Annotated in this window: 27 protein-coding genes; 20 read left to right on the top strand and 7 right to left on the bottom strand. The window is 72.8% G+C overall.

All coding sequences use genetic code 11. The features are described from left to right. Positions 1-4: 4 nt before the first annotated feature. Complete coding sequence (aroA, locus tag ACNKF0_RS06935; protein WP_416956927.1) at positions 5-1,294, top strand: 3-phosphoshikimate 1-carboxyvinyltransferase; 1,290 nt, start codon at positions 5-7, stop codon at positions 1,292-1,294. After that, positions 1,291-2,298 (top strand): ribosome small subunit-dependent GTPase A, encoded by a 1,008-nt coding sequence (gene rsgA, locus ACNKF0_RS06930; RefSeq protein WP_416956925.1) that lies wholly within the window; start codon positions 1,291-1,293, stop codon positions 2,296-2,298. Before aroA ends, rsgA begins: the two co-directional genes overlap by 4 nt. 6 nt (positions 2,299-2,304) lie before the next feature. Here rsgA and ACNKF0_RS06925 read toward each other — a convergent pair whose 3' ends face one another. After that, positions 2,305-2,766: a DUF2231 domain-containing protein gene (locus ACNKF0_RS06925; protein WP_416956923.1), complete on the bottom strand. Its 462-nt coding sequence runs from the start codon at positions 2,764-2,766 to the stop codon at positions 2,305-2,307. Positions 2,767-2,807: 41 nt separating this feature from the next. Between ACNKF0_RS06925 and ACNKF0_RS06920 the strand changes: the two genes are divergently transcribed. The 3 genes from ACNKF0_RS06920 to ACNKF0_RS06910 all read left to right on the top strand — a co-directional run bounded on the left by ACNKF0_RS06920 (position 2,808) and on the right by ACNKF0_RS06910 (position 4,642). Continuing rightward, positions 2,808-3,698 (top strand): inositol monophosphatase family protein, encoded by an 891-nt coding sequence (locus ACNKF0_RS06920; RefSeq protein WP_416956921.1) that lies wholly within the window; start codon positions 2,808-2,810, stop codon positions 3,696-3,698. Between the two features lie 97 nt (positions 3,699-3,795). After that, the gene (locus tag ACNKF0_RS06915) at positions 3,796-4,227 is read left to right on the top strand and encodes a CBS domain-containing protein (RefSeq protein WP_416956919.1); all 432 of its coding nucleotides are present in this window, start codon (positions 3,796-3,798) and stop codon (positions 4,225-4,227) included. A gap of 73 nt (positions 4,228-4,300) precedes the next feature. Continuing rightward, positions 4,301-4,642 carry an FKBP-type peptidyl-prolyl cis-trans isomerase gene (locus ACNKF0_RS06910; RefSeq protein WP_268110693.1) on the top strand — a complete coding sequence of 114 codons (342 nt, stop codon included), beginning with the start codon at positions 4,301-4,303 and terminating at the stop codon, positions 4,640-4,642. A gap of 16 nt (positions 4,643-4,658) precedes the next feature. Here the strand turns inward: ACNKF0_RS06910 and ACNKF0_RS06905 are convergent, their stop codons facing one another. Together ACNKF0_RS06905 and ACNKF0_RS06900 are read right to left on the bottom strand one after the other, a co-directional pair. Continuing rightward, positions 4,659-5,342, bottom strand: coding sequence for a response regulator transcription factor (locus tag ACNKF0_RS06905; RefSeq protein WP_416956917.1), 684 nt, complete (start codon positions 5,340-5,342; stop codon positions 4,659-4,661). Continuing rightward, on the bottom strand, positions 5,339-6,502 hold the full coding sequence (locus ACNKF0_RS06900) for a sensor histidine kinase (RefSeq protein ID WP_416956915.1): 1,164 nt from the start codon (positions 6,500-6,502) through the stop codon (positions 5,339-5,341). Before ACNKF0_RS06900 ends, ACNKF0_RS06905 begins: the two co-directional genes overlap by 4 nt. Positions 6,503-6,642: 140 nt before the next feature. Between ACNKF0_RS06900 and ACNKF0_RS06895 the strand changes: the two genes are divergently transcribed. Together ACNKF0_RS06895 and ACNKF0_RS06890 are read left to right on the top strand one after the other, a co-directional pair. Beyond that, a complete protein-coding gene (locus ACNKF0_RS06895) occupies positions 6,643-7,539 on the top strand; it encodes an ABC transporter ATP-binding protein (RefSeq protein WP_416956913.1) in 897 nt (298 codons plus the stop codon). Next, the gene (locus ACNKF0_RS06890) at positions 7,536-8,342 is read left to right on the top strand and encodes a hypothetical protein (RefSeq protein WP_416956911.1); all 807 of its coding nucleotides are present in this window, start codon (positions 7,536-7,538) and stop codon (positions 8,340-8,342) included. The genes ACNKF0_RS06895 and ACNKF0_RS06890 overlap by 4 nt, the downstream gene beginning before the upstream one ends. Before the next feature lie 33 nt (positions 8,343-8,375). Here ACNKF0_RS06890 and ACNKF0_RS06885 read toward each other — a convergent pair whose 3' ends face one another. After that, the gene (locus ACNKF0_RS06885) at positions 8,376-8,630 is read right to left on the bottom strand and encodes an RNA-binding S4 domain-containing protein (RefSeq protein WP_416956909.1); all 255 of its coding nucleotides are present in this window, start codon (positions 8,628-8,630) and stop codon (positions 8,376-8,378) included. 19 nt (positions 8,631-8,649) lie between these two features. Here ACNKF0_RS06885 and ACNKF0_RS06880 point away from each other — a divergent pair, with 19 nt between their 5' ends. Continuing rightward, on the top strand, positions 8,650-9,855 hold the full coding sequence (locus ACNKF0_RS06880; RefSeq protein ID WP_416956907.1) for a phospholipase D-like domain-containing protein: 1,206 nt from the start codon (positions 8,650-8,652) through the stop codon (positions 9,853-9,855). 12 nt (positions 9,856-9,867) lie between these two features. Here ACNKF0_RS06880 and ACNKF0_RS06875 read toward each other — a convergent pair whose 3' ends face one another. Then, positions 9,868-11,187 (bottom strand): DUF445 domain-containing protein, encoded by a 1,320-nt coding sequence (locus tag ACNKF0_RS06875; protein ID WP_416956905.1) that lies wholly within the window; start codon positions 11,185-11,187, stop codon positions 9,868-9,870. A gap of 52 nt (positions 11,188-11,239) precedes the next feature. Here ACNKF0_RS06875 and ACNKF0_RS06870 point away from each other — a divergent pair, with 52 nt between their 5' ends. Further along, entirely contained in the window at positions 11,240-11,635 is a 396-nt protein-coding gene (locus tag ACNKF0_RS06870; RefSeq protein ID WP_416956903.1) for an adenylyltransferase/cytidyltransferase family protein, read from the top strand. Between the two features lie 61 nt (positions 11,636-11,696). Then, positions 11,697-13,295, top strand: coding sequence for an MXAN_6640 family putative metalloprotease (locus ACNKF0_RS06865; RefSeq protein WP_416956901.1), 1,599 nt, complete (start codon positions 11,697-11,699; stop codon positions 13,293-13,295). 3 nt (positions 13,296-13,298) lie between these two features. Here ACNKF0_RS06865 and ACNKF0_RS06860 read toward each other — a convergent pair whose 3' ends face one another. After that, positions 13,299-13,919, bottom strand: a complete 621-nt coding sequence (locus ACNKF0_RS06860) for a TetR/AcrR family transcriptional regulator (RefSeq protein WP_416956899.1) — start codon at positions 13,917-13,919, stop codon at positions 13,299-13,301. Between the two features lie 28 nt (positions 13,920-13,947). Here ACNKF0_RS06860 and ACNKF0_RS06855 point away from each other — a divergent pair, with 28 nt between their 5' ends. Genes ACNKF0_RS06855 through ACNKF0_RS06835 form a run of 5 tightly spaced genes read left to right on the top strand, consistent with a single transcriptional unit; the run spans position 13,948 to position 18,548 of the window. Further along, positions 13,948-15,201, top strand: coding sequence for an acyl-CoA dehydrogenase family protein (locus ACNKF0_RS06855; protein WP_416956897.1), 1,254 nt, complete (start codon positions 13,948-13,950; stop codon positions 15,199-15,201). Beyond that, positions 15,198-16,040 carry an SDR family NAD(P)-dependent oxidoreductase gene (locus ACNKF0_RS06850; protein WP_416956895.1) on the top strand — a complete coding sequence of 281 codons (843 nt, stop codon included), beginning with the start codon at positions 15,198-15,200 and terminating at the stop codon, positions 16,038-16,040. Before ACNKF0_RS06855 ends, ACNKF0_RS06850 begins: the two co-directional genes overlap by 4 nt. Next, positions 16,037-17,119, top strand: a complete 1,083-nt coding sequence (locus tag ACNKF0_RS06845) for a phosphotransferase family protein (RefSeq protein WP_416956893.1) — start codon at positions 16,037-16,039, stop codon at positions 17,117-17,119. Before ACNKF0_RS06850 ends, ACNKF0_RS06845 begins: the two co-directional genes overlap by 4 nt. Next, complete coding sequence (locus tag ACNKF0_RS06840) at positions 17,116-17,784, top strand: histidine phosphatase family protein (protein ID WP_416956891.1); 669 nt, start codon at positions 17,116-17,118, stop codon at positions 17,782-17,784. Before ACNKF0_RS06845 ends, ACNKF0_RS06840 begins: the two co-directional genes overlap by 4 nt. Before the next feature lie 20 nt (positions 17,785-17,804). Further along, positions 17,805-18,548 carry an SDR family oxidoreductase gene (locus tag ACNKF0_RS06835; RefSeq protein ID WP_416956889.1) on the top strand — a complete coding sequence of 248 codons (744 nt, stop codon included), beginning with the start codon at positions 17,805-17,807 and terminating at the stop codon, positions 18,546-18,548. Between the two features lie 11 nt (positions 18,549-18,559). On the opposite strand, the gene ACNKF0_RS06830 is transcribed toward ACNKF0_RS06835, so the two are convergent. Continuing rightward, positions 18,560-19,201 carry a M23 family metallopeptidase gene (locus ACNKF0_RS06830; RefSeq protein ID WP_416956887.1) on the bottom strand — a complete coding sequence of 214 codons (642 nt, stop codon included), beginning with the start codon at positions 19,199-19,201 and terminating at the stop codon, positions 18,560-18,562. Between the two features lie 71 nt (positions 19,202-19,272). Here ACNKF0_RS06830 and ACNKF0_RS06825 point away from each other — a divergent pair, with 71 nt between their 5' ends. The 5 genes from ACNKF0_RS06825 to ACNKF0_RS06805 all read left to right on the top strand — a co-directional run bounded on the left by ACNKF0_RS06825 (position 19,273) and on the right by ACNKF0_RS06805 (position 21,872). Beyond that, positions 19,273-19,683: a pilus assembly protein CpaE gene (locus ACNKF0_RS06825; protein ID WP_416956885.1), complete on the top strand. Its 411-nt coding sequence runs from the start codon at positions 19,273-19,275 to the stop codon at positions 19,681-19,683. Positions 19,684-19,742: 59 nt separating this feature from the next. After that, positions 19,743-20,051, top strand: coding sequence for a DUF5655 domain-containing protein (locus ACNKF0_RS06820; RefSeq protein WP_416956883.1), 309 nt, complete (start codon positions 19,743-19,745; stop codon positions 20,049-20,051). 100 nt (positions 20,052-20,151) lie between these two features. Beyond that, entirely contained in the window at positions 20,152-20,415 is a 264-nt protein-coding gene (locus tag ACNKF0_RS06815) for a hypothetical protein (RefSeq protein ID WP_299928022.1), read from the top strand. Further along, entirely contained in the window at positions 20,412-20,822 is a 411-nt protein-coding gene (locus tag ACNKF0_RS06810) for a DUF6325 family protein (RefSeq protein WP_416956880.1), read from the top strand. The genes ACNKF0_RS06815 and ACNKF0_RS06810 overlap by 4 nt, the downstream gene beginning before the upstream one ends. Positions 20,823-20,834: 12 nt before the next feature. Then, positions 20,835-21,872: a zinc-binding dehydrogenase gene (locus tag ACNKF0_RS06805; RefSeq protein WP_416956878.1), complete on the top strand. Its 1,038-nt coding sequence runs from the start codon at positions 20,835-20,837 to the stop codon at positions 21,870-21,872. Positions 21,873-21,887: the final 15 nt, after the last annotated feature.

Raw genomic sequence — 21,887 nt, 5'->3', positions numbered from 1 at the left:
GCGGGTGAGTGACCTCTGGCCGGCCCCGCGCCCCACCGAACCCCTCGACCGGGTCGTCTCCCTCCCCGGCAGCAAGTCGCTCACCAACCGGGCGCTCGTCCTGGCCGCGATCGCCGACGGCCCCAGCGTCGTACGTCGTCCGCTGCGCTCGCGCGACACGCTGCTCATGGCCGCCGCGCTCACCTCGCTCGGCACCGGCATCGAGGACACCGGCGGCCCGGGGGCCGGCGACTGGCGGGTGACCCCTGCCGCCTGGGACCGCGACGCCGACGTCGACTGCGGACTCGCCGGCACGGTGATGCGCTTCGTGCCGCCCGTCGTCGGGCTGGCCGCCGGCACCGTGCGCTTCGACGGCGACCCCCACATGCGGCTGCGTCCCGTCGGCCAGATGCTCACGGCGCTGGGCGCCCTCGGCGTGCAGGTCGACGACGGGGGTCGGGGCGCTCTGCCGTTCGCGGTGCACGGGACGGGCTCCGTGCCCGGCGGCACCGTCACCATCGACGCGAGCGCGTCGTCACAGTTCGTCTCGGCGCTGCTGCTCGCGGGTGCCCGCTACGACCGCGGCGTCGACGTGCGCCACGTCGGCAAGCCGGTGCCCTCGCTCCCCCACATCGAGATGACCGTGCAGATGCTCCGGCAGCACGACGTCGAGGTGGACGACACCGACGCCAACCGCTGGGCGGTCGCCCCGGGCCCGGTGCGGGCGGTCGACCACGACATCGAGCCCGACCTCTCCAACGCGGCGCCCTTCCTCGCCCTCGCCGCCGCCACCGGCGGCCGGGTCACCGTCACCGACTGGCCCGCCACCACCACGCAACCCGGTGACGAGCTGCGCGAGATCCTCACGCTGATGGGCTGCGAGGTCACGCTGGCCGACGGCGACCTCACCGTGGTCGGGCCCCCGCGCCTGACCGGGGTCGACCTCGACCTCCACGACGTGGGTGAGCTGACCCCGGCCGTCGCCGCCCTGTGCGCCCTCGCCGACTCGCCGTCGCACCTGCGCGGCGTCGCCCACATCCGCGGCCACGAGACCGACCGGATCACCGCGCTGGCCACCGAGCTCGCCCGCCTGGGCGCCGACGTCACCGAGCGCGAGGACGGACTCACCATCCGGCCGTCGACCCTGCACGGCGGGACGTTCCGCACCTACGCCGACCACCGCATGGCCCACGCCGGCGTGATCCTCGGGCTGGCCGTGGACGACGTGCTCGTGGAGGACGTCGCGACGACGTCGAAGACGTTCCCCGACTTCGCCGGCGCGTGGAGCCGCGCGGTGCAGGGCGGGTCCGCGTGACGACCGGCCGCTACGGCGAGCACGACCACGAGCACTACGAGCGGCCGCGCCGCCGCACCCGCCCGCGCACCAAGGACCGGCCGTCCTACGACGACGCCGTCGACGCCCGCGTGGTCACCGTCGACCGTGGCCGCTTCACCCTGCTGCTCGACGGTCACCGGGTGATGGCGATGAAGTCGCGGCCCCTCGGCCGCAAGGGCGTGGTGGTCGGTGACCACGTGCGGGTCGTCGGCGACACGAGCGGCGACGACGGGTCGCTGGCCCGGATCGTCGAGGTGGTCCCCCGCACGACCACGCTGCGCCGCACGGCCGACGACGACGACCCGGTCGAGCGGGTCATCGTCTCCAACGCCGACCAGCTCGTCGTCGTCACCGCCCTCGCCGACCCGGAGCCGCGCCCGCGCCTGATCGACCGCGCCCTCGTGGCGGCGTACGACGCCGGGATGGCGCCGCTGCTGTGCCTCACCAAGGCCGACCTGGCCGACCCCGAGACGCTGCTCTCGACCTACCGGTCGCTCGGCGTGCCGTGGGTGGTCACCCAGCTCAAGGGCGAGGGCGCGGGCGACCTCACCGAGCTGCTCGACCGGCTGCGCGGACGCACCAGCGTCCTCGTCGGCCACAGCGGCGTGGGCAAGTCCACCCTGGTCAACGCGCTCATCCCCGACGCGCACCGGGAGGTCGGCATCGTCAACGCCGTCACCGGGCGCGGGCGGCACACCTCGACGAGCGCCTACCTGCTCGAGCTCCCGCACGGCGACGGCTGGATCATCGACACCCCCGGCATCCGGTCCTTCGGGCTCGCGCACGTGCAGCCGGAGAACCTCATCGAGGCGTTCCCCGACCTCGACGAGATGACGGAGACGTGCCCGCGCGGGTGCACCCACGGCGGCGAGGAGCCCGAGTGCGGGCTCGACGAGGCGGTCGAGGCCGGCGAGGCCGACCCGGACCGGGTCGAGTCCTTCCGCCGGCTGCTGGCTGCCCGGGAGGCGTCCAGCGACTGGTAGTGCGGGTCAGCCCCAGACGGCCTTGGCCCCCGAGTCCCCGGCCAGGTAGACCGTCACGAGCAGCGCGACCGCGCCGACCGCCAGCAGCACCGCGACCGGGATGCCGAAGCGCGTCTCCCGCGCGCCCCTGCCGGACGCCAGCGCCGAGACCCCGCCCAGTGCCCACGCTGCGAGCGCGGACACCGCGGCGTAGCCCAGCGCCACGTTGCGGAGCATCTCCCCCGCCTCCTCGTGGTCCTCCACGATCGGGGCGAGCTCGGGGCGTGCTGCCAGCAGGTCCTCACCGGCTGCGACGGCGACGAGAGCGGTGACGGCAGTGACCACGGCGAGCACGACGAGGGGCCACCGCAGCAACCAGCGCCACCGCGGGACGGCCGCGTAGACCAAGCCGGTCAGCGCCGCGAGCGGCCCGAGGACGACGACTGCGTGCACGACGAGGGGGTGCAGCGGCACACCGTTGAGCTCCATGCGTGCAATGTAGGGCGCGATGCTGGGAATAGCCTGTGGACATGCCCATCACCGGCTCCACTGACCACACCGACGACCTGAGGCTGGCCCACGTCCTGGCCGACGACGCGGACTCGCTGACCCAGGCCCGCTTCAAGGCGCTCGACCTGCACGTCATGAGCAAGCCCGACCTCACGCCGGTGACCGACGCCGACAAGGCCGTCGAGGAGGGCATCCGCCGCACGCTGTCGCGGGTGCGCTCCCGCGACGCGGTCGTCGGTGAGGAGCAGGGCACGACCGGGCACAGCCAGCGCCGGTGGATCGTGGACCCGATCGACGGCACCAAGAACTACGTGCGCGGCGTGCCGGTCTGGGCGACTCTCATCGCGCTCGCCATCGACGACGAGGTGGTGCTGGGCGTGGTGTCCGCGCCGCAGCTCCAGCGCCGGTGGTGGGCCTCGACGGGCAACGGCGCGTGGACGGGCCGCTCCCTGCTGAAGGCCACCAGGTGCGAGGTGTCCGACGTACGACGTCTCGAGGACGCGTCGCTGAGCTATTCGTCGCTGTCCGGGTGGGACGAGCGCGACCGCCTCGACGACTTCGTGTCGCTGTCACGTCGCTGCTGGCGCACCCGTGCGTACGGCGACTTCTGGTCCTACATGCTGCTCGCCGAGGGCGCGGTCGACCTCGCCGCCGAGCCCGAGCTCGAGCTCTACGACATGGCGGCCCTCGACGTCATCGTCCGCGAGGCCGGCGGCCGGTTCACCTCCCTCGACGGCACCGACGGGCCCTGGGGCGGCAACGCGCTGGCCTCCAACGGCCACCTGCACGACGCCGCCCTGTCCTTCCTGGGCGCCACGCACGACGACGGCACCGACCCCGACGTGCCGCGGCGCGGGCCCGGCTCGGTCAGCAGCCTGCGCGCACGGCAGGCCCCGCCGGTGCTGGACTGAGACCGCTCACCGAGGCGAGCCGTTCGGGCCTGTCCCTCGCAGTCCGGCTTGGCTACGGTGGCTCTCACCAGTTCTGCGGGACGAGAGGGCGGACACCATGAAGATCCAGGACGTCATCAAGGGCAAGGCAAGCCAGACGGTCGTGACCATCGACCCGGGGGCCACGGTGCGCGAGCTGGTCGCGCTCCTGGCCGAGCACAACGTCGGCGCGCTGGTGGTGAGCGAGGACGGCGAGCGGGTCGCCGGGATCGTCAGCGAGCGCGACGTCGTACGCCGCCTGCACGAGGACACCGCGGTGCTCGACAGCCCCGTCAGCTCGATCATGACCGTCGACGTGCGCACGTGCGCCGGCGACGACGGCCTCACCGACCTCATGCAGACGATGACCGAGCACCGCATCCGGCACGTCCCGGTGGTGGCCGACGGACGGCTGACCGGCATCATCTCCATCGGTGACGTGGTCAAGAACCGCATCGGCGAGCTCGAGTTCGAGCGCGACCAGCTCGACCACTACGTGCACCAGACCTGACCGGCACCAACCTGCAACCAGCAGCAACTGATCGGAGAATCACGTGAGCGAGAAGCCTGACGTCGACCCCCACATGGGCGACGTGCCCGCCGACCTCGAGGTCACCGACCTCGTCGAGGGAGACGGTGCCGAGGCCACGTCCGGCTCCACCGTCTCGGTCCACTACGTCGGCGTGGCCCACTCCTCGGGCGAGGAGTTCGACGCGTCTTACAACCGCGGCACGCCGCTGCAGTTCCGCCTCGGCATCGGTCAGGTCATCTCCGGCTGGGACACCGGCGTGCAGGGCATGAAGGTCGGCGGCCGTCGCCGGCTCGTCATCCCCCCGCACCTCGGCTACGGCGACCGTGGCGCCGGCGGTGTCATCAAGCCGGGCGAGACGCTGATCTTCGTGGTGGACCTGCTCGAGGTCCGCTGACCCCTGCTGACGATCACTACGCCTGGGCGTCGTGGACCAGGATCGCGACCTGCACCCGGTTCTCGACGCCCAGCTTGGTGAACAGCCTCCCGACGTGTGTCTTGACCGTCGGGACACCCATGTAGAGCTCGGCCGCGATGTCGGCGTTGCTCAGCCCGCGCGCGACCGCGTCGGCCACGTCGCGCTCGCGGTCGGTGAGGACGTCGAGGGCCGCGCGCGCGGACCGCGTCCGGTCCTGCCCGCCGGCGTCGCGGTCCGCACCGGTGACGGCGGCGATCAGCTGGGCCGTGACGCTGGGTGACAGCATCGGCTGGCCGGCCGCCACCGTGCGGATCGCCTCGACGAGGCGGGCCGGTGGGGTGTCCTTGAGCAGGAAGCCCGCCGCACCGATGCGCAGCGCGCGCAGCACCATGTCGTCGGTGTCGAAGGTCGTCAGCACGATGACCTTGAGGCCGGGGTCGGCGGCCAGCAGCTCCTCGGTCGCGCTGAGCCCATCGCGCACCGGCATCCGGATGTCCATGAGCACCACGTCGGCGTCGGACGCCGGCACCACCCGCAGGGCCTCCTCGCCGTCGGCGGCCTCGGCGACGACCCTCAGCCCGGAGTCACCACCGAGCATCATCCGCAGGGCGGCGCGCACCATCGGGTCGTCGTCGACGACGGCGAGCCGGACCGCGCCCCCGTCGCTCGCACCCGTCACGTGGTCCACGGTATCCACGCCCGTACGGCGTAGCCGCCTCCCGGGTCGGTGCCGTGACTGATCCGGCCCCCCGCCAGGGCCGCGCGCTCGGCCAGGCCCAGCAGGCCCAGGCCCGACGCCGGGAGCGACGGCGGTGCTGCCGGACCGACCGGAGCCGCGTTGCGCACCCCGATGACCAGGCCGTCGTCGGGCGACCCGGCCACGTCCACCGTCACCGCGGTGCCGGGCGCGTGCTTGCGCACGTTGGTGAGGGCCTCCTGCACGATCCGGTACGCCGTCCGGCCGGTGCCGGCGGGCACGTCGTCCTCGACGCGGTTGGACAGGCGTACGCGCATCCCGCCGGCCTGCTCCTCCGCCACCAGCGACGCCACGTCGTCGAGCCCGGGCTGGGGCCGCTCGGGGACGGCGTCGGTCGGCTGCGTCGGGTCCCGGAGCACGCCGAGCACCGCCCGCAGGTCGGAGAGGGCCCGGTGCGCGTTGTCCTCGATCGACTTCGCGGCACTCCCCCGCTCCTCCTCGCTCAGGTCGGTGCGGTAGCCGAGGGCGCCGGCGTGCATCGCCACCAGCGAGATGCGGTGGGCCAGCACGTCGTGCATCTCGCGGGCGATGCGGGTGCGCTCGGCCGCCTGCGCCTGGGCCACGCGGGCGCGCTGCTCGCGCTCGGCGGTCAGGGCACGCTCGCGGTAGGAGTCCACGAGCTGCCGCTGGGAGCCCATGGCATAGCCGGTGGCCGCGAGGATGCCCACCGTCAGGCACCCGAAGGCGAACGACGCCCACAGCGGCAGCGTGTCCTGGGTGAGGCCGATGCGCTCCTGGACGATCCCGGCGAGCACGTTGAGCGGCGCCACGACGGCCAGCAGCCGCCAGCGTCGGTGGGACGCGATCGAGCCGATGATCCACGAGCCCGGGCCGGCGCTCGAGGCCGAGACGCAGGAGAACGCCACCAGCAGGCCGGCGACCAGCGCGGGTCGGCGGTGCCGCCAGCGGATCAGCACGAACGACAGGATCCCGAGCACCGGGTCGCCCACCAGGAACCACATCACGACCGGCTCCGGCGGGCGCTCGGCGGCGCTCACCAGCGGGATGCCCCAGACGGTGAGGCTGATCAGGGCAGCCAGTCCGTAGCGCCAGGTCGCCGCGAGCCGGCCGGTCCCCACCATGGCACCGACCCTAGGCGAACCCTCGACACGGCCGCGTCCGACCAAGGTGTCGTCCGGGGGCGGACGCCGATACCGAGGTCGGACCCCGCCGACCCCTCCGCCCGATGTCCCGGCACCGGCAGCGCGGCGAGGCTGGAGCCATGATCACAGTCGAGAACCTCACCAAGCGCTACGGCGGGTTCACCGCCGTCGACGACATCTCCTTCGAGGTCCGCCCCGGCAGCGTCGTCGGCTTCCTCGGGCCCAACGGCGCCGGCAAGTCCACCGCGATGCGGATGATGACCGGTCTCACCCCGCCCACCTCCGGCCGCGCCACCATCCTCGGCCAGCCCTACCGCGACCTGCACAACCCCGGCCGCCAGGTGGGCGTCATGCTCGACGCCTCCGCGCAGCACCCCGGCCGCACCGGCCGCGAGGTGCTGCGGGTCGCCGCCATCTCGATCGGCGTCACCAAGGCGCGCGTCGAGGAGGCCCTCGCGCTCGTCGGCCTGACCGACGAGGAGGCCGGACGCCGGGTCCGCAACTACTCCCTCGGCATGCGCCAGCGCCTCGGCATCGCCGCCGCGCTGCTCGGCGAGCCGCAGGTCCTCGTCCTCGACGAGCCCGCCAATGGCCTCGACCCGCAGGGCATCCACTGGATGCGCGGGCTGCTGCGGCGCTTCGCCGACGGCGGCGGCACCGTGCTGCTGTCGAGCCACCTGCTCCACGAGGTGCAGATCGTCGCCGACGACCTCGTGATGATCGGCCGCGGCCGGATCGTGGCGATGGGCTCCAAGGAGGAGCTCCTCAGCCGCGGCGGCACCGCGGTGTCCTCCACCGACGACGGACGCCTCGCGCAGCTGCTGCAGGCCGCCGACGTACCCGTCACCCGGACCGGCTCGGGGCTGGTCGTCGAGGCCGAGCCGCGCGTGGTCGGCGAGATCGCCGCCCGCGAGTCCGTCGTCCTCCTCGAGCTGCGCTCCGGCGGCTCGGAGGGCCTGGAGGAGATGTTCCTCGGCCTCACGGCCGCCACCTCTCGTGAAGGAGACGCAGCATGACCTCGACCACCACCCCCGGCGCCGCACCCGCCGTCGGCGGCACCACCGGCTCCGCCGGCACGCCCACCGCCCTCCCCGGTCGTCCGGGAGTGCCCTTCGCGCGCACCCTGCAGGCCGAGGTGCGCAAGATGGTGGACACCCGAGCCGGACGCTGGATGGTCATCGTGATGGCCGCGCTGACCGTCCTCATCCTGGCCGCGTTCGTCCTCTGGGGCCCCGCGGAGGACGCGACCTTCGGCAACCTGCTGCAGGTCTCCACGCTGCCGCTGGCGATGCTGCTCCCCGTCATCGGCATCATGGCCGCCACGGCCGAGTGGACCCAGCGCACCGGGCTCGTCACCTTCACGCTCGAGCCGCGCCGCGGTCGGGTCGTGCTCGCCAAGGCGCTGGGCGCCCTGGCGCTCGGCCTCGTCGTGATGGCCGTCGCCTTCGCCGCCGCCGCGCTCGCCAACCTGGCCGGCAACGGCGCGTGGGACCTCGAGGTCGCCGCTGGGGCCGGGCTCGTGCTGGCGCTGCTGATCTACGTCCTGCAGGGCGTCGCGTTCGGCCTGCTGTTCCTCAACACGCCGGTCGCGATCGTCACCGTGCTGGTCCTGCCGACCGCCTGGACGATCGTCACGCAGGTCTTCAGCTCGCTCTCCGGCGTCGGGCAGTGGCTCGACCTCGACTCCGTCACGCGTCCGCTGTTCGACGGCGAGATGGCGGGCCAGGACTGGGCCCAGCTCGGCACGGGCGTCGGCGTCTGGGTGATGCTGCCCCTGGCGATCGGCACGTGGCGGGTGCTCACACGTGAGGTGAAGTGACCGGGGGGTCTTCACCTCATCCGGTCGCCCCACTCACCAGGGGACGTCGATCTCGATCTCCCCGGTGGCGACCCGGGCCGCCAGCCCGCCCAGCGTGACCACGTCACCAGGTGCGAGCTGGCGGCCTCGCCGCGTCTCGACCTCTCCGTTGACCTGCACCGCCCCGTTGGCGATGACGGGCTTGGCCTCCGCGCCGCTCTCGACGAGGTTGGCGAGCTTGAGGAACTGGCCCAGCCGGATGGACTCGTCGCGGATGGGGACGTCGACGGGCTCGCTGGTGGGTGACATGTCTCTAGGGTAGGTGTCCGTGAGCATCCGAAGCCTCCTCCTCGCCGCGGCGTCGCTCTGCCTGGTGACGCCCCTGCTTGCCGCCACCACGCCCACCGGTCCGGCGTACGCACGTCCGGCCGCGGCGGCCGTCAAGTCCGGCTGCCAGGCCCAGGCCGGGTTCGAGGCGTGCTTCACCTCCCCGCTCGCCGTCCCGCGCGACCCGACGGTGCTCGACCGGGCGAGCCACCTCTTCGACACCGCCGGCCCCGGCGACACGATCCGGGTCGCGATGTTCCGCTGGGACATCAAGGAGCCCACCGACGCCCTCCTCGCCGCCCAGCGCCGCGGCGCCACGGTGTTCCTCGTCGGCGACGACGACCTGCGCCTCAACCGGCACGGGCGCCGCCTCATCTCGACCCTCGAGGAGCAGGACCCCGCACGACGCAACGTGACGATCTGCAAGGGCGCCTGCCTGCCGTGGCGCGCGCCCGGGCCCTACCCGGACAGCCAGGACGTGCAGCACCTGAAGTTCTACGCCACCGAGATCGGCGGCGTGCAGTCGTTCATGACGTCCTCGGCCAACCTCGAGGACCGCCAGTACCGCCAGTACAACTCGTACATCAAGATCGACGACCCCGGGCTCTACGCCTTCGGCGTGGCCTACTTCTCCCGTCTGGAGGCCGAGAGCCTGAGGGTCGACGGCGAGCGCTGGGACGACCGGCGCAAGGTCTGGAAGAGCGGCCCGTTGACCGCGGCCGTCTATCCCAACCGCAGCGACCTGCTGCTCTCCACGCTCAAGGACATCTCCTGCACGCGCGGCGCCCGGGACGTGTCGGCGATGTTCGCGGTCATCCAGCGCGCCGACGTGCGCGCCCAGCTGGCCCGGCTCTCCGATCGCGGCTGCCGGGTGCGGATCGTCACCTCGCGCGACACGGTGGAGAACTGGGTGCAGCGGTCGCTGCCCAGCGGCGACATCCCGGACCGTCAGGTCCGCACCGTCCTCACCCACGACAAGATGCTGGTGGTGCACGCGAAGTTCCGCGGCAAGGTGACGGACCTCGTCCTCACCGGCACGTCCAACACGACGTGCGGCGGCCTGCTCTACAACGACGAGGTCATGCTCCGCGTGGTGGGCAACCGCTGGCTGCACGACCAGTACCGCGCGCACTTCGACGACGCGTACGCCCGCGCGCACCAGAGCCGGTCGCGGATCATGCCCGTGATGAAGCCCTGCCGGCGCTGACCCGCCGGGCGGTCAGTGCACCAGCAGGCTGAAGGCGTGGATGAGCACGCCGACCAGGCCGCCGACGATCGTGCCGTTGATCCGGATGAACTGCAGGTCACGGCCGACGTGCAGCTCGATGCGGCGCGCGGCCTCCTTGCCGTCCCAGCGCTCGATGGTGTGGGTGATCACGGTGGTGACCTCGGCGCCGTAGCGCTCGACCGCGAAGACGGTGAGGTCGGCGGCGACCCGGTCGAGGCGCTCGCGCAGGACGGCGTCGTCGCGCAGCCGCTCGGCGAAGGTGCTGAGCTCGATCAGGAGGCGCTGCCGGACGGCACCCTCCGGGTCGCGGATCGAGCTGAGGAGCGCGGAGCGCATCGCCTTCCACAGCGAGATCGCGGTGGTCACGACCTGCGGGTGCTCGAGCAGCCGCTCCTTGAGCGCCTCGGTGCGGCGGACCGTCTCCTCGTCGTTGAGCAGGTCGTGGGCGAGCTGGCCCAGCATCGAGTCGAGCGCCTCGCGGGCGCGGTGGTGCGGGTCGTCGCGGATGTCCTCGAGCCACGCCAGGGCCTGCACGTGCAGCCGTGAGGTGACCGCGTCGTTGAGCTTGGGCGGCGCCCACCACGGCGCCCGCTCCTCGAGCACCCGGGTGAAGGTCTCCGGGTTGTCGCGCACCCAGCTGTGCAGCTCGTCGACGGCGAGGTCGACCAGCCCGTGGTGCAGGTCGTCGCGCAGCACCTCCATCAGCGTCGTGCCCAGCAGCGGCGAGATCGGCTCCTCGCGGAAGCGCGGCACCAGGGCGTGGCTGACCAGGTCGGCGATGTGGTCGTCGCGGACCTTGCCGAGCGCGATCACGGCCACCTCGGCCGCCTCGTCGACCACCCGGCGGGCATGGGCCGGCTCCTCCAGCCACGCGCCCACCCGCGCCGAGATCGTCGCCGCCGCCACGCGCTCGCGGATGATGTCCTCCTGGAGGAAGTTCTCCCCGACGAACTCCTCGAGCCCCTTGCCGAGCTCGTCCTTGCGCTTCGGGACGAGCGCGGTGTGCGGGATGGGCAGCCCGAGCGGGTGCTTGAAGAGCGCCGTCACGGCGAACCAGTCCGCGATCGCACCGACCATCGACGCCTCGGCGCCCGCGTTGACGAAGCCCCAGAAGCCGTCGCGGCCCAGCGTGGCGGCGTACACGCAGGCCGCCAGCAGCAGCAGGCCCACGGCGACCGTGCGCATCCGGCGCAGGCCGCGGCGACGGGCCTCGTCGGCGCCCGGGTCGGGCGTGATGAGGGAGATCGGGGGCGGGCTCGGTGGCGGGCTCGTCGAGGAGCGCCGAGGCGAGGTGGCGGAGGTGGCGGCCATGGCAGCATCCTCCCCCACCACCCGTGACGACCCGCGTGCCAGAATGCCGCGCATGCCTCGCACCGTGATCACCTTCGGCACGTTCGACGTCTTCCACGTCGGGCACCTGCGCGTCCTCGAGCGCGCCGCCGAGCTGGGTGACCGGCTCGTCGTCGGCGTCTCCGCCGACGCCCTCAACGAGCGCAAGAAGGGCCGCGCCCCCATCTTCAGCCAGCGCGAGCGGCTGGCGATCGTCGGCGCGCTCAAGGTCGTCGACGCCGTCTTCGTCGAGGAGAGCCTGGAGCAGAAGCGCGACTACGTCCTCGAGCACGGCGCCGACGTGCTGGTGATGGGCGACGACTGGGCCGGCAAGTTCGACGAGCTCGGCGACGTCTGCGAGGTCGTCTACCTGGCCCGCACCCCGGCGATCTCCACCACGGCGATCATCGAGCACATCGCCGATCTGTGATCGTGGCCCGGCAGCGTCGCCGGGTTAGGGTCGTGCGGACATGACCTACACGAGGGGAACCATGCGCAGATTCGTCACCACCGCCGTGGCCATCGCACTGGTGGGCGGGGCGCTCGGCGCCCCGACCGTCGCTGCCGCCAACGACCGCCCGGGCGTGCCCGGCTCCTTCCCGGGAGCGGCCGGGGTCCTCGACCCCGCCGACCTGCTCGAGCTCACGCCCGAGCCGGCGCTGCCGCTGCTCGAGGAGCAGATCGAGCCGACGGCCACCGAGAGCCTGACGACCGCGCGCCGCGTCCTCGCCGGCAACGCCCGGCCGAGCGACCCGTCCGCGACGCTGGTGCTGCGCGACCTGTGGATGAAGCGGTCCCAGCTCCGCGGGGCCGAGCGGCGCCAGGCCGACGCCCTCCTCGCCCGACCCACCGACGGCGTGACCGACGAGCAGGGGTTCGGCTACACCGTGGCCGAGGCGCCGCCGGTGTGCAACACGCGCCTGTGCGTGCACTACGTGCCGACCGGCACCGACGCCCCGCCGTCGCCGGAGTGGCCGGCGACCAACCTCGCGGTGATGGACTCGGTGTGGACGACGATCGTCGACGCCATGGGCTACCGCGCGCCGGTGCGCGACGGCGCCCGCGGCGGCAGCCCGCTCTTCGACGTCTACCTCAAGGACCTCGGCGGCGACCTCTACGGCTTCTGCGCCGGTGAGGACAAGGCCAAGAAGCGCACCGCCTCCGGCTACTGCGTGCTCGACAACGACTTCGCAGCCGCGCAGTTCCCCAACGGCACCCCCAACGACAACCTCGTCGTGACCGCGGGGCACGAGTTCTTCCACGCCGTCCAGTACGCCTACGACTACGCCGAGGACCCGTGGATGATGGAGTCCACGGCCACCTGGATGGAGGAGCGGATCGCGACCACGGTCAACGACAACCGCCAGTACCTCCCGGTCAGCCAGATCTACGCCCCCAACATCCCGCTCGACGCCTTCAGCCGCACCAACGGCTTCCAGTACGGCAACTGGGTCTTCTGGGAGTACCTCACCTCGCGCTACGGCAACGGCCTGGTGCTGAAGACGTGGAAGCAGGCCGGCACCCTCAAGAAGGACGGCGGCAGGAGCAGCCTCCCCGCGCTGCAGAAGGTGCTCAAGCGCAAGGGTGGCTTCCACAAGAACTACGCCCAGTTCGCCGCTGGCAACCTCACCCCGGTCGCCAACTTCCCCGAGGGTGCGGAGTACCCCGGCCCCAAGGTCCGCGGCGCCAAGCTGCTGAGCAAGCGCAAGCGCGCCAAGCGCTTCGGCACGAAGGTCAACCACCTGGCCTCCGCCTCCTACGTCTACGGCCCCGGCACGGGCCTCGGCGGCAAGAAGTGGAAGCTCAAGGTCATGGTCAAGGGCCCCGCCAAGCGGACCTCGCCGGCCGCGGTGGTGGTCGTCCACCGCCTCGACGGCAAGCGCAAGGTCAAGATGGTCAAGCTCAACCGCCGCGGCGACGGGCACGTCAAGGTGCCCTTCAGCGGCCGCAAGGTCGGCGCCGTCTCGGTGACGCTGGTCAACGGCTCGACCCGCTACAAGTGCGGCCGCGACACGCTGCTCGCCTGCGGCGGCACGCCGCTCGACGACCGGATGCGGTTCGCCGTCAAGGGTCGCGTCGTCAAGCGGTGACGATCAGGAGCTGATCCGCAGCAGGGCGTGGAGCGCGGCGACACACTCCGCGACCAGCTGCGACAACGAGACCGGGCGTTCACCGGGCGGCACTGCCGCCCAGGTGAGCGCCCGGTCCTCCGTGTAGGCCCACCACGCACGTACGACGTCGCGCCGGGCCTCCGGCACGTCGAGCGCCACCATCACGCGCTCCGTGCTGCCGTCGCGGACCGAGTCCATCACCTCGCTGACCCTCGGGTCGGCGACGCCGTGGCCGTGGACGAGCGCGAGGTAGAAGCCGCGACGGCGCTCGATCTGCTCGATCATCAACCGCGTGGTCATCTCGACCTGCTCCTCCCCCGGCGCGTCCTCGTCGGGCGCGGTGGTGCGCAGGATGCGCCGACCGGCCGCGGCGATGCAGGCGAGGTAGAAGTCGGTCTTGGTCGGGAAGTAGTGGAACAGCAGCCCGCGGGAGATGCCGGCCTCCGTGGCGATGTCGTCCATCGACAGGTCCTGGATCGGCGTCTCGACGATCTTGGCGAGACCGATGGCGACGAGCTGGCGTCGGCGCTCGTCCGCGCTCAGCCGGCGACGTACGCCCTCGGTGGGAGCGGTCGCGGCGGCGTCGGACATGCTGTTGAGCATTGCTCAACAGTGTGCGAAGGTCAACGTCATGGACTTCTCCCTCTCCCCGCGCGCCGCCGACCTCCGCGACCGCGTGCGCGCGTTCGTGGCCGACGAGATCGAGCCGATCGAGGCCGAGGCGCACCAGCGGATCACCCGCCTGCGCGAGTCCGGCGGCGACAGCTGGACGCCGGACCCCGTGATCGGCGAGCTGCAGGCGAAGGCGCGGGCGCAGGGCCTGTGGAACCTCTTCCTCCCCGCCGCGCACGCCGGGCGCTACGCCGCCGACTTCGGCACCGACGGCGGCGAGGGCCTCAGCAACGTCGACTACGCCCCGGTGGCCGAGGCGATGGGCCGCTCGTTCCTGGCGCCCCTGGTCTTCAACTCCAACGCCCCCGACACCGGCAACATGGAGGTGCTGCTGAAGTACGGCACCGACGAGCAGCGCCAGCAGTGGCTCGAGCCGCTGCTCCGGGGCGAGATCCGCAGCGCCTTCTGCATGACCGAGCCGGCCGTCGCGTCCTCCGACGCGACCAACATGGCCGCCACGGCGGAGGTCGACGGCGACGAGATCGTGATCAACGGCCGCAAGTGGTGGTCGACCGGCGTCGGCAACCCCGACTGCAAGATCTTCGTCTTCATGGGCCTCTCCGACCCCGACGCCGACCGGCACTCGCGCCACACGATGGTGCTCGTGCCGCGCGACGCCGAGGGCGTGCGGGTCGAGCGGATGCTGACCACGATGGGCTACTACGACGAGCCGCTGGGCCACGGCGAGGTGTCCTTCGACAACGTACGCGTGCCGGCTGCCAACGTCCTGCTCGGCCCGGGGCGCGCGTTCGAGATCGCCCAGGGCCGCCTCGGTCCGGGTCGGGTCCACCACTGCATGCGGGCGATCGGGCTCGCCGAGCGCGCCCTCGAGCTGGCGTGCGCCCGCGCGGTGTCGCGCACCGCCTTCGGCAAGCCGATCGCCAACCTCGGCGGCAACCGCGAGCGCATCGCCGACGCGCGCATCGCGATCAACCGGTCCCGGCTGCTGGTCATGCACGCCGCGTGGCTGCTCGACCAGGGGATGAGCCGGGAGGCCTACTCCGCGGTGAGCGAGATCAAGGTGGAGGTGCCCACCATGGCCCTCGACGTCATCGACATGGCCATCCAGCTCCACGGCGGCGCCGGCATGAGCGACGACTTCCCGCTGGCCGCTGCCTGGGTCGGCGCCCGCACGCTGCGCCTGGCCGACGGCCCCGACGAGGTGCACCGCAACGTCATCGCCAAGATCGAGCTCGGGAAGCACACCGCATGAACGACACCCCACGACCTTCTTCTCCTCCGCTGCGCTCCCCCGAACAACGCCGCGGGGACCCCAAGAACAGGCGCGTCCTGGTCACCGGCGCTGCCTCCGGCCTCGGCGCCGCGCTGGTGTCGGCGTTCCGCGCACGCGGCGACGAGGTGCTCGCCACCGACCGCGTCGAGGTGGGCGGCATCGACCTCGTCCTCGACATCACCTCCGACGACGACTGGGCCGCGGCCGTCGACGCCGTGCGCGAGCGCTGGGGCGGGCTCGACGTGCTCGTCAACAACGCCGGCGTCGCCGGCGGTGGACGGGTGGACCGCTGCACGCTCGACGAGTGGCAGTGGATCACCGAGATCAACCTCTTCGGCCTGGTCCGCGGCACCAAGGCGTTCGTCCCGATGCTCAAGGAGCAGGGCTCCGGGCACCTGGTCAACGTCGCCTCGCTCGCCGGCCTCGTCCACCCGGGCGGCATGGGCTCCTACAACGCCACGAAGGCCGCAGTGGTGGCGTTCACCGAGACGTGCGGCCACGAGCTGGCGTCGTACGGCATCCGGGCGAGCGTGGTCTGCCCCTCCTACTTCCGCACCAACCTGATGGACTCCATGCAGGGCAGCGACGAGACGGTGGGTCGTGTCGTCGCCGGTCTGGTGGAGCGCTCGCAGGTCAGCGCCGAGGACATCGCCGCCGCCGTGCTGGCCGGCATCGACGCCGGTGAGGACGTCATCGTCCCCGACGAGGCCGCGCGGCAGGCCTACTTCCTCAAGTGGGCCGACCGGCCGGCGTACGACGCCGTGATGCGCGACCAGGCGACCAAGCTGCAGGCAGCGGACCGGGGAGCCGCCTCGTGACGGCCGTGCCCGGCGCGCGCGAGGTGCGCGCGGAGGACGCCTTCGACGTCGCCCGGGTGGCCGCCTGGCTCCGGGCCCACGCCTCCACCTCCGAGGGGCTCGAGGGCGAGCCGGAGGTCCGGCAGTTCACCGGCGGCGCGTCCAACCTCACCTACCTGCTGCGCTACCCCTCGGGCCGCGACCTCATCGTGCGGCGCGCCCCGGCGGGCACCAAGGCCAGGGGCGCCCACGACATGCGCCGCGAGCACACCATCCAGTCGGCGCTCGCGCCGGTCTTCGACCACGTGGCGACGATGGTCGCGTTCTGCGACGACCCCGACGTCATCGGCGGCGACTTCTACGCGATGGACCGCATCCCCGGCGTGATCCCGCGAAGCGAGTGGCCCGCCGACGTGCCGCTCTCCCCCGAGCAGGCGCGCGAGCTGTGCCTCCACGCCGTCGACGTGCTCGCCGAGCTGCACGGCATCGACCCGGAGGCCGCCGGGCTCGCCGACCTCGGCAAGGGCGCGGGCTACGTCCGCCGCCAGGTCGAGGGCTGGTCGACGCGCTACCGGAACGCCCGCACCGACGACGTACCCGACCTCGAGGCGGTGATGGCCTGGCTCGACGCCCACCAGCCCGACGACGTGGCGACCTGCGTGATCCACAACGACTTCAAGCTCGACAACCTCGTGCTCGACAGCGACGACGTGACGCGCGTCGTGGGCGTGCTCGACTGGGAGATGGCCACCCTCGGCGACCCGCTGATGGACCTCGCCGGGTCGATGGCCTACTGGGTGCAGGCCGACGACACCGAGGAGTTCCAGATGATGCGGCGGGTGCCCACGCACCTGCCCGGGATGCTGACCCGCGACGAGTTCGTGGCGGCGTACGCCGAGCGCACCGGCCGGTCGGTGACGCCCGAGCAGTGGCGCTTCTACGAGGTGTTCGGGCTGTTCCGGATGGCGGTGATCGCCCAGCAGATCTACTACCGCTACTTCCACGGGCAGACGACCAACGAGATGTACGCCCTCTTCGGACCGGCCGTGCAGATCATCGGCCGCCGGCTCGACGGGCTCATCGCCCCGGGCGCTTCGTGAGCCGCATCCTGCTGGTACGGCACGGCCAGGCCTCGTTCGGCGCCGCGGACTACGACGACCTCTCCCCGACCGGCCACGAGCAGTCGCGGGTGCTCGGCGCGGCCCTGGCCGCCCGCGGGGTGGTGCCCGACCTCGTCGTGGCGGGCGAGATGAAGCGCCACGCCCAGACCGCCGCCGGCGTGCTCGACGGCGCGCGGTGGTCGGCGTCCGTCGACGTCGACCCCGGCTGGAACGAGTTCGACCACCTGCAGGTGCTGGCCGTCCACGACCAGCCGACCACCGTGGAGGGCGAGTCGGAGAAGGCCGCGTTCCAGCGGTGGTTCGAGGAGGCGACGCAGCGCTGGACGTCGGGCCGGCACGACGAGTCCTACGACGAGTCCTTCGCCGCCTTCACCGCGCGCGTCGGGGTCGCCCTGACCCAGCTCACCGACGCGCTCCCCCGCAGCGGCACGGCCGTCGTGCTCACCAGCGGCGGACCCGTGGCGTGGGCGGCCGCGTCGCTGCTCGCCGACGCCGAACCTGCGTGCACCGACCTGTGGCTGCGGCTCAACCCGGTCTCGATCAACACCGGGACCTCGACCATCGTGTGCGGCTCGCGCGGCACGACGCTCGTCACCTTCAACGCCGCCGACCACCTCTCCCCCGAGCTCATCACCTACCGCTAGCCCCACCCCAGGAGACACCCATGCCGACGACCCTCATCACCGGCGCCAGCAGCGGCCTCGGCGCCGAGATGGCCCGCCAGCTCGCCGCCCGCGGCCACGACCTGGCGCTGTGCGCACGTCGTACGGACCGCCTCGTCGAGCTCGCCACCGAGATCACCACCGCCCACCCCGACCGCCGCGTCGTGGTCAAGGCGCTCGACGTCACCGACCACGACGCCGTCTTCCGCGTCTTCGAGGAGTTCCGCGACGAGCTGGGCGGCCTCGACCGCGTCGTCGTCAACGCCGGCCTCGGCAAGGGCCAGCCGCTGGGCACCGGCCGCTTCGACGCCAACCGCGAGACCGCGGAGACGAACTTCATCGGCGCGCTCGCCCAGACCGAGGCCGCGGCCGCGATCTTCCGCGCGCAGGACGCGGGGCACCTCGTGATGGTGTCGTCCTTCTCCGCGCTGCGCGGGATGCCGAAGAACATCACGACGTACGCCGCCACCAAGGCCGCGGTCGCCCACCTCGCCGAGGGCTTCCGCGCCGACGTCCACGGCACGCCGATCAAGGTCACCGTGCTCTACCCGGGCTACATCGTCTCCGAGATGTCCGGCACCTCGGCGAGGACTCCGCTCATGGCGTCCACCGAGAAGGGCGTGCGCGCCATGGTGGAGGCGATGGAGAAGGAGAAGAAGTCCGCCCTCGTGCCGGCGTGGCCGTGGGTGCCGCTGGGGTTCGTCATCAAGCGCGTGCCGGTGGGGCTGCTGCGCCGGATGAGCTGAGGCCCTCTGGGTCAGCCTGCGTCGACGACGTCGCCGTTGCGCGGCAGGTGGCCGTCGAAGGTGATGGCCACGGCGGACGCGTGCGAGGGGTCCGGACCATCCATGGCCTGGAGGTGGACGTGGGGCTCGGTGCTGTTGCCGGAGTTGCCGCACCGCCCGAGCTCCTCCCCCACCTGCAGGCCTTGCCCGGGCCGCGCCCGGATGCTGCCGCGCTGCAGGTGGCAGACCGCCACCACCGTGCCGTCGCCGGTCTCGATCATCACGTGGTTGCCCGCCAACGCCGCCCACCCCGCTGCCAGCCGGCGGCGCTGGGTGAGGGCGTACCGGACCGACGGCAGTCCGCGGAATGCGCCGTGGTCGGGCGCCTCATCGTGGACGGCGACGACCGCGCCCTCCACCGGTGCGAGGACGGGGCGCCCGAAGCCCGGGAACCGCTCCGGCGGCTCGGGACGCAGGAGCGAGCCGAGCGTGATCGGCGCCGTGCGCCCCGCCTCGTCGACCGGGACGAAGTCGATCGCGTACGCCGTGGCCAGCAGCGTCGTGCCGTGGCTGGGCACGCGACTGCCCGGACTGTTCTGCGTCAGCCAGCGGCCCTCGAACGGGTACGCCAGGTCCACCGTCGGCCGCACCGAACCGCCCCCTCTTCGCACCATGACCACACCCTGCTGCTTCTCACGCGCCTTCGCCACCGCCGTCGCCACCGCGGCTGAGCGACACTGGCGAGGTGACCTCCCCTGACCTCGCCCGCCGCCTCCACGACGCCGGACTCGCCTGGTCGCCGAGCAACGGCGACCGGTTCTGGCTGCCCGAACGCGACCTCGACGAGGCGGTCTTCCTCGTCAGCGACATGGTGGTCGAGGTGCGGGACGTGGCCTCCGGTCGCGTCCTGGCCTTCAACGGCACGACCGAGTGGGCCCTCGACGGCGTGGAGGAGCACGAGGCGGTGTGGCTGCCACGCCTCGACCAGCTGCTGGAGGTGCTCGGCGGGCACTTCCTCAGCCTCACCGCGCGCTCGGGCGGGCACGTCGTACGCGTGGAGGTGGGACAGCGCGAGGAGGAGCACGTCGACGTCGGGCCCGCCGACGCGGCGGCGCGCGCCGTGCTCAGCCTGCTGCAGGGCGGTCAGCAGGTGTGACGGGAGAGGCCGGGCGACGGCCGGAGGACCTCTTCGACGGGTTCCCCCGGGGTCTCGCCGTGTGTCGCGCCGTCGAGCAGGCCCTGTCCTCGATCGGCGATGCGTCGGTGGCCGTGACGAGGAGCCAGGTCGCCTTCCGACGCCGCAGAGGCTTCGCCTACGTCTGGCGACCGGGGCAGTACGTCGACAGCAAGGTCCCCGCGGTGCTCTCGATCGCCCTGCCCCGCGAGGTCGCGTCCGACCGCTTCAAGGAGGTCGTCCACCCGTCGGCCCGGGTGTGGATGCACCACCTCGAGCTCGACGACGCCGCCCAGGTCGATGACCAGGTGCGCGCGTGGCTCCGGGAGGCGTACGCCGCAGCGAAATGATCCTTGATCTCTCCGGGACACCGGAACTGTGAGAAGAAGCCGGTCGGACTCAGGTCGTCGACGGTGGAGGAACGGATGTCGCGTGCGGCATCATCAACACGTGGTCGTACTGGTGCCGCGACAGATCCGGATGACCGGGATGACAGGCAGCGTGCCCTACTACGGCGGGCGCTTCACCCCGGCGCAGGCGTACGCCGCCTCGCACCCGTCGCCGCGGCGCGCCCCGCCACCCGTCCCACCACCGGCCGAGCAGCCGCCGGCGCGGCCCGCGCAGGACCCGGTGGAGGCCCTGCAGCACCTTCTCGACACCGGCGTGCTCACACAGGATGAGTTCGACGAGCTGCGGGAGCGGGTCGAACGGTGAGCGGGCCGGTCCAGGTCCTGGTGATCGGGTTCGAGGCGCCGTCGTTCTCGGGCGAGGTGCTGGCCGAGCTCACCCGGCTTCGCGAGCGTGGCGTCGTACGGCTGGTCGACGTCCTGCTGGTCGAGCGCGGCGACGACGGCACCTTCGAGATCCTCGATCCGCCGCCCGGCAGCGACCCCGACCTCGGGAAGATCGCGGCACAGGTCCTCGGCGGAGGCGGTGAGGCCGACGGCGACGTGCCGGTGGACGAGGCCTGGTCGCTGGCGGACGCCGTGCCGCCGGGTGGGGTCGCCGCCGTCGCGCTCCTCGAGCACCTCTGGGCCGAACCGCTCCTGGCTGCGATCGGGCGCGCCGGCGGCCGTCCGCTCGGTGAGCTGTGGCTCCCGGCGGGTGAGCCGCCCGGGTGACAGGATGCCGGGGTGCGCGCCGTCGTCATCGATGCAGTCCGGGGCCGTCCTGCGGTCCGCGAGGTCCCCGACCCGACGTGCCCCGACGGCGGCGTGGTCGCGCAGGTGATGGCCACCGGGATGTGTCGGAGCGACTGGCATGCGTGGGCGGGGCATGACGACATCGCGTTCCCGCACGTGCCGGGTCACGAGCTGGCCGGCGTGGTCGTGGAGGTGGGCGCCGGGGTCGGCCGGTGGGCCGTCGGCGACCGGGTGACCGTGCCGTTCGTCTGCGGGTGCGGTCGCTGCGAGTGGTGCCGGTCCGGGAACGCCCAGGTGTGCCCCGACCAGCAGCAGCCGGGGTTCACCCACTGGGGGTCGTTCGCCGAGCACGTCGCCCTGCACGCCGCGGACGCCAACCTGATCGCCCTTCCCGAGTCGCTCGACTTCGCAACGGCCGCCAGCCTCGGGTGCCGATTCGCGACGGCGTACCGCGCCCTCGTCGCACGCGCGCGCGTCACCGAGGGCGAGTGGGTGACCGTCCTCGGCGCCGGTGGAGCGGGACTCAGCGCGGTGATGATCGCTCGCGCCCTGGGCTGCCAGGTCGTCGCGGTGGACCGCAACCCCGGCGCACTCGCCCTGGCCGCCGACCTGGGTGCGGACCACGTGCTGCTCGCCGACGGCGCGGACGTCCCGGCCGCGGTCGCCGACCTCACCGGAGGCGGCAGCCACGTCGCCGTGGACGCCGTGGGCAGCGAGCAGACCTGCGCCGACGCGATCCTCAGCCTCCGGCGCCGCGGTCGCCACGTGCAGGTCGGGCTGCTGCCGCCGATCGACGGTCACCCGCGCGTCCCGATGGACCGCGTGATCGGGTGGGAGCTCGACGTGCTGGGCAGCCACGGGATGGCCGCGGCCGACTACCCCGAGCTGCTCGACCTCGTCGCGCAGGGCCGGCTCCGACCCGACCGGCTGGTCCGGCGCACCATCGGGCTCGCCGACGCTGCGGAGGTGCTCCCGACCTTCGACCGGGCGACTGCTGCCGGGATCACGCTGATCGACCCCCGTCGCTGACCTCGACACTCCACC

Source organism: Nocardioides sp. T5 (assembly GCF_048161455.1).
GTDB lineage: Bacteria > Actinomycetota > Actinomycetes > Propionibacteriales > Nocardioidaceae > Nocardioides.
The sequence above is the reverse complement of the archived record's forward strand: the minus strand, read 5'-3'. Positions and strand labels throughout refer to the sequence as shown.

What these genes read in the sequence shown, in the direction of transcription:
- ACNKF0_RS06895 (WP_416956913.1), top strand. Translation starts at nt 6,643, where the DNA reads ATGATCACAGTCGAGAACCTCACCAAGCGCTACGGCGGGTTCACCGCC.
- ACNKF0_RS06835 (WP_416956889.1), top strand. Translation starts at nt 17,805, where the DNA reads ATGCCGACGACCCTCATCACCGGCGCCAGCAGCGGCCTCGGCGCCGAG.
- ACNKF0_RS06910 (WP_268110693.1), top strand. Translation starts at nt 4,301, where the DNA reads ATGGGCGACGTGCCCGCCGACCTCGAGGTCACCGACCTCGTCGAGGGA.
- ACNKF0_RS06890 (WP_416956911.1), top strand. Translation starts at nt 7,536, where the DNA reads ATGACCTCGACCACCACCCCCGGCGCCGCACCCGCCGTCGGCGGCACC.
- ACNKF0_RS06875 (WP_416956905.1), bottom strand. Translation starts at nt 11,187, where the DNA reads ATGGCCGCCACCTCCGCCACCTCGCCTCGGCGCTCCTCGACGAGCCCG.
- ACNKF0_RS06885 (WP_416956909.1), bottom strand. Translation starts at nt 8,630, where the DNA reads ATGTCACCCACCAGCGAGCCCGTCGACGTCCCCATCCGCGACGAGTCC.
- ACNKF0_RS06915 (WP_416956919.1), top strand. Translation starts at nt 3,796, where the DNA reads ATGAAGATCCAGGACGTCATCAAGGGCAAGGCAAGCCAGACGGTCGTG.
- ACNKF0_RS06830 (WP_416956887.1), bottom strand. Translation starts at nt 19,201, where the DNA reads ATGGTGCGAAGAGGGGGCGGTTCGGTGCGGCCGACGGTGGACCTGGCG.
- ACNKF0_RS06865 (WP_416956901.1), top strand. Translation starts at nt 11,697, where the DNA reads ATGCGCAGATTCGTCACCACCGCCGTGGCCATCGCACTGGTGGGCGGG.
- ACNKF0_RS06870 (WP_416956903.1), top strand. Translation starts at nt 11,240, where the DNA reads ATGCCTCGCACCGTGATCACCTTCGGCACGTTCGACGTCTTCCACGTC.
- ACNKF0_RS06860 (WP_416956899.1), bottom strand. Translation starts at nt 13,919, where the DNA reads ATGCTCAACAGCATGTCCGACGCCGCCGCGACCGCTCCCACCGAGGGC.
- ACNKF0_RS06855 (WP_416956897.1), top strand. Translation starts at nt 13,948, where the DNA reads ATGGACTTCTCCCTCTCCCCGCGCGCCGCCGACCTCCGCGACCGCGTG.
- ACNKF0_RS06920 (WP_416956921.1), top strand. Translation starts at nt 2,808, where the DNA reads ATGCCCATCACCGGCTCCACTGACCACACCGACGACCTGAGGCTGGCC.
- ACNKF0_RS06900 (WP_416956915.1), bottom strand. Translation starts at nt 6,502, where the DNA reads ATGGTGGGGACCGGCCGGCTCGCGGCGACCTGGCGCTACGGACTGGCT.
- ACNKF0_RS06925 (WP_416956923.1), bottom strand. Translation starts at nt 2,766, where the DNA reads ATGGAGCTCAACGGTGTGCCGCTGCACCCCCTCGTCGTGCACGCAGTC.
- ACNKF0_RS06850 (WP_416956895.1), top strand. Translation starts at nt 15,198, where the DNA reads ATGAACGACACCCCACGACCTTCTTCTCCTCCGCTGCGCTCCCCCGAA.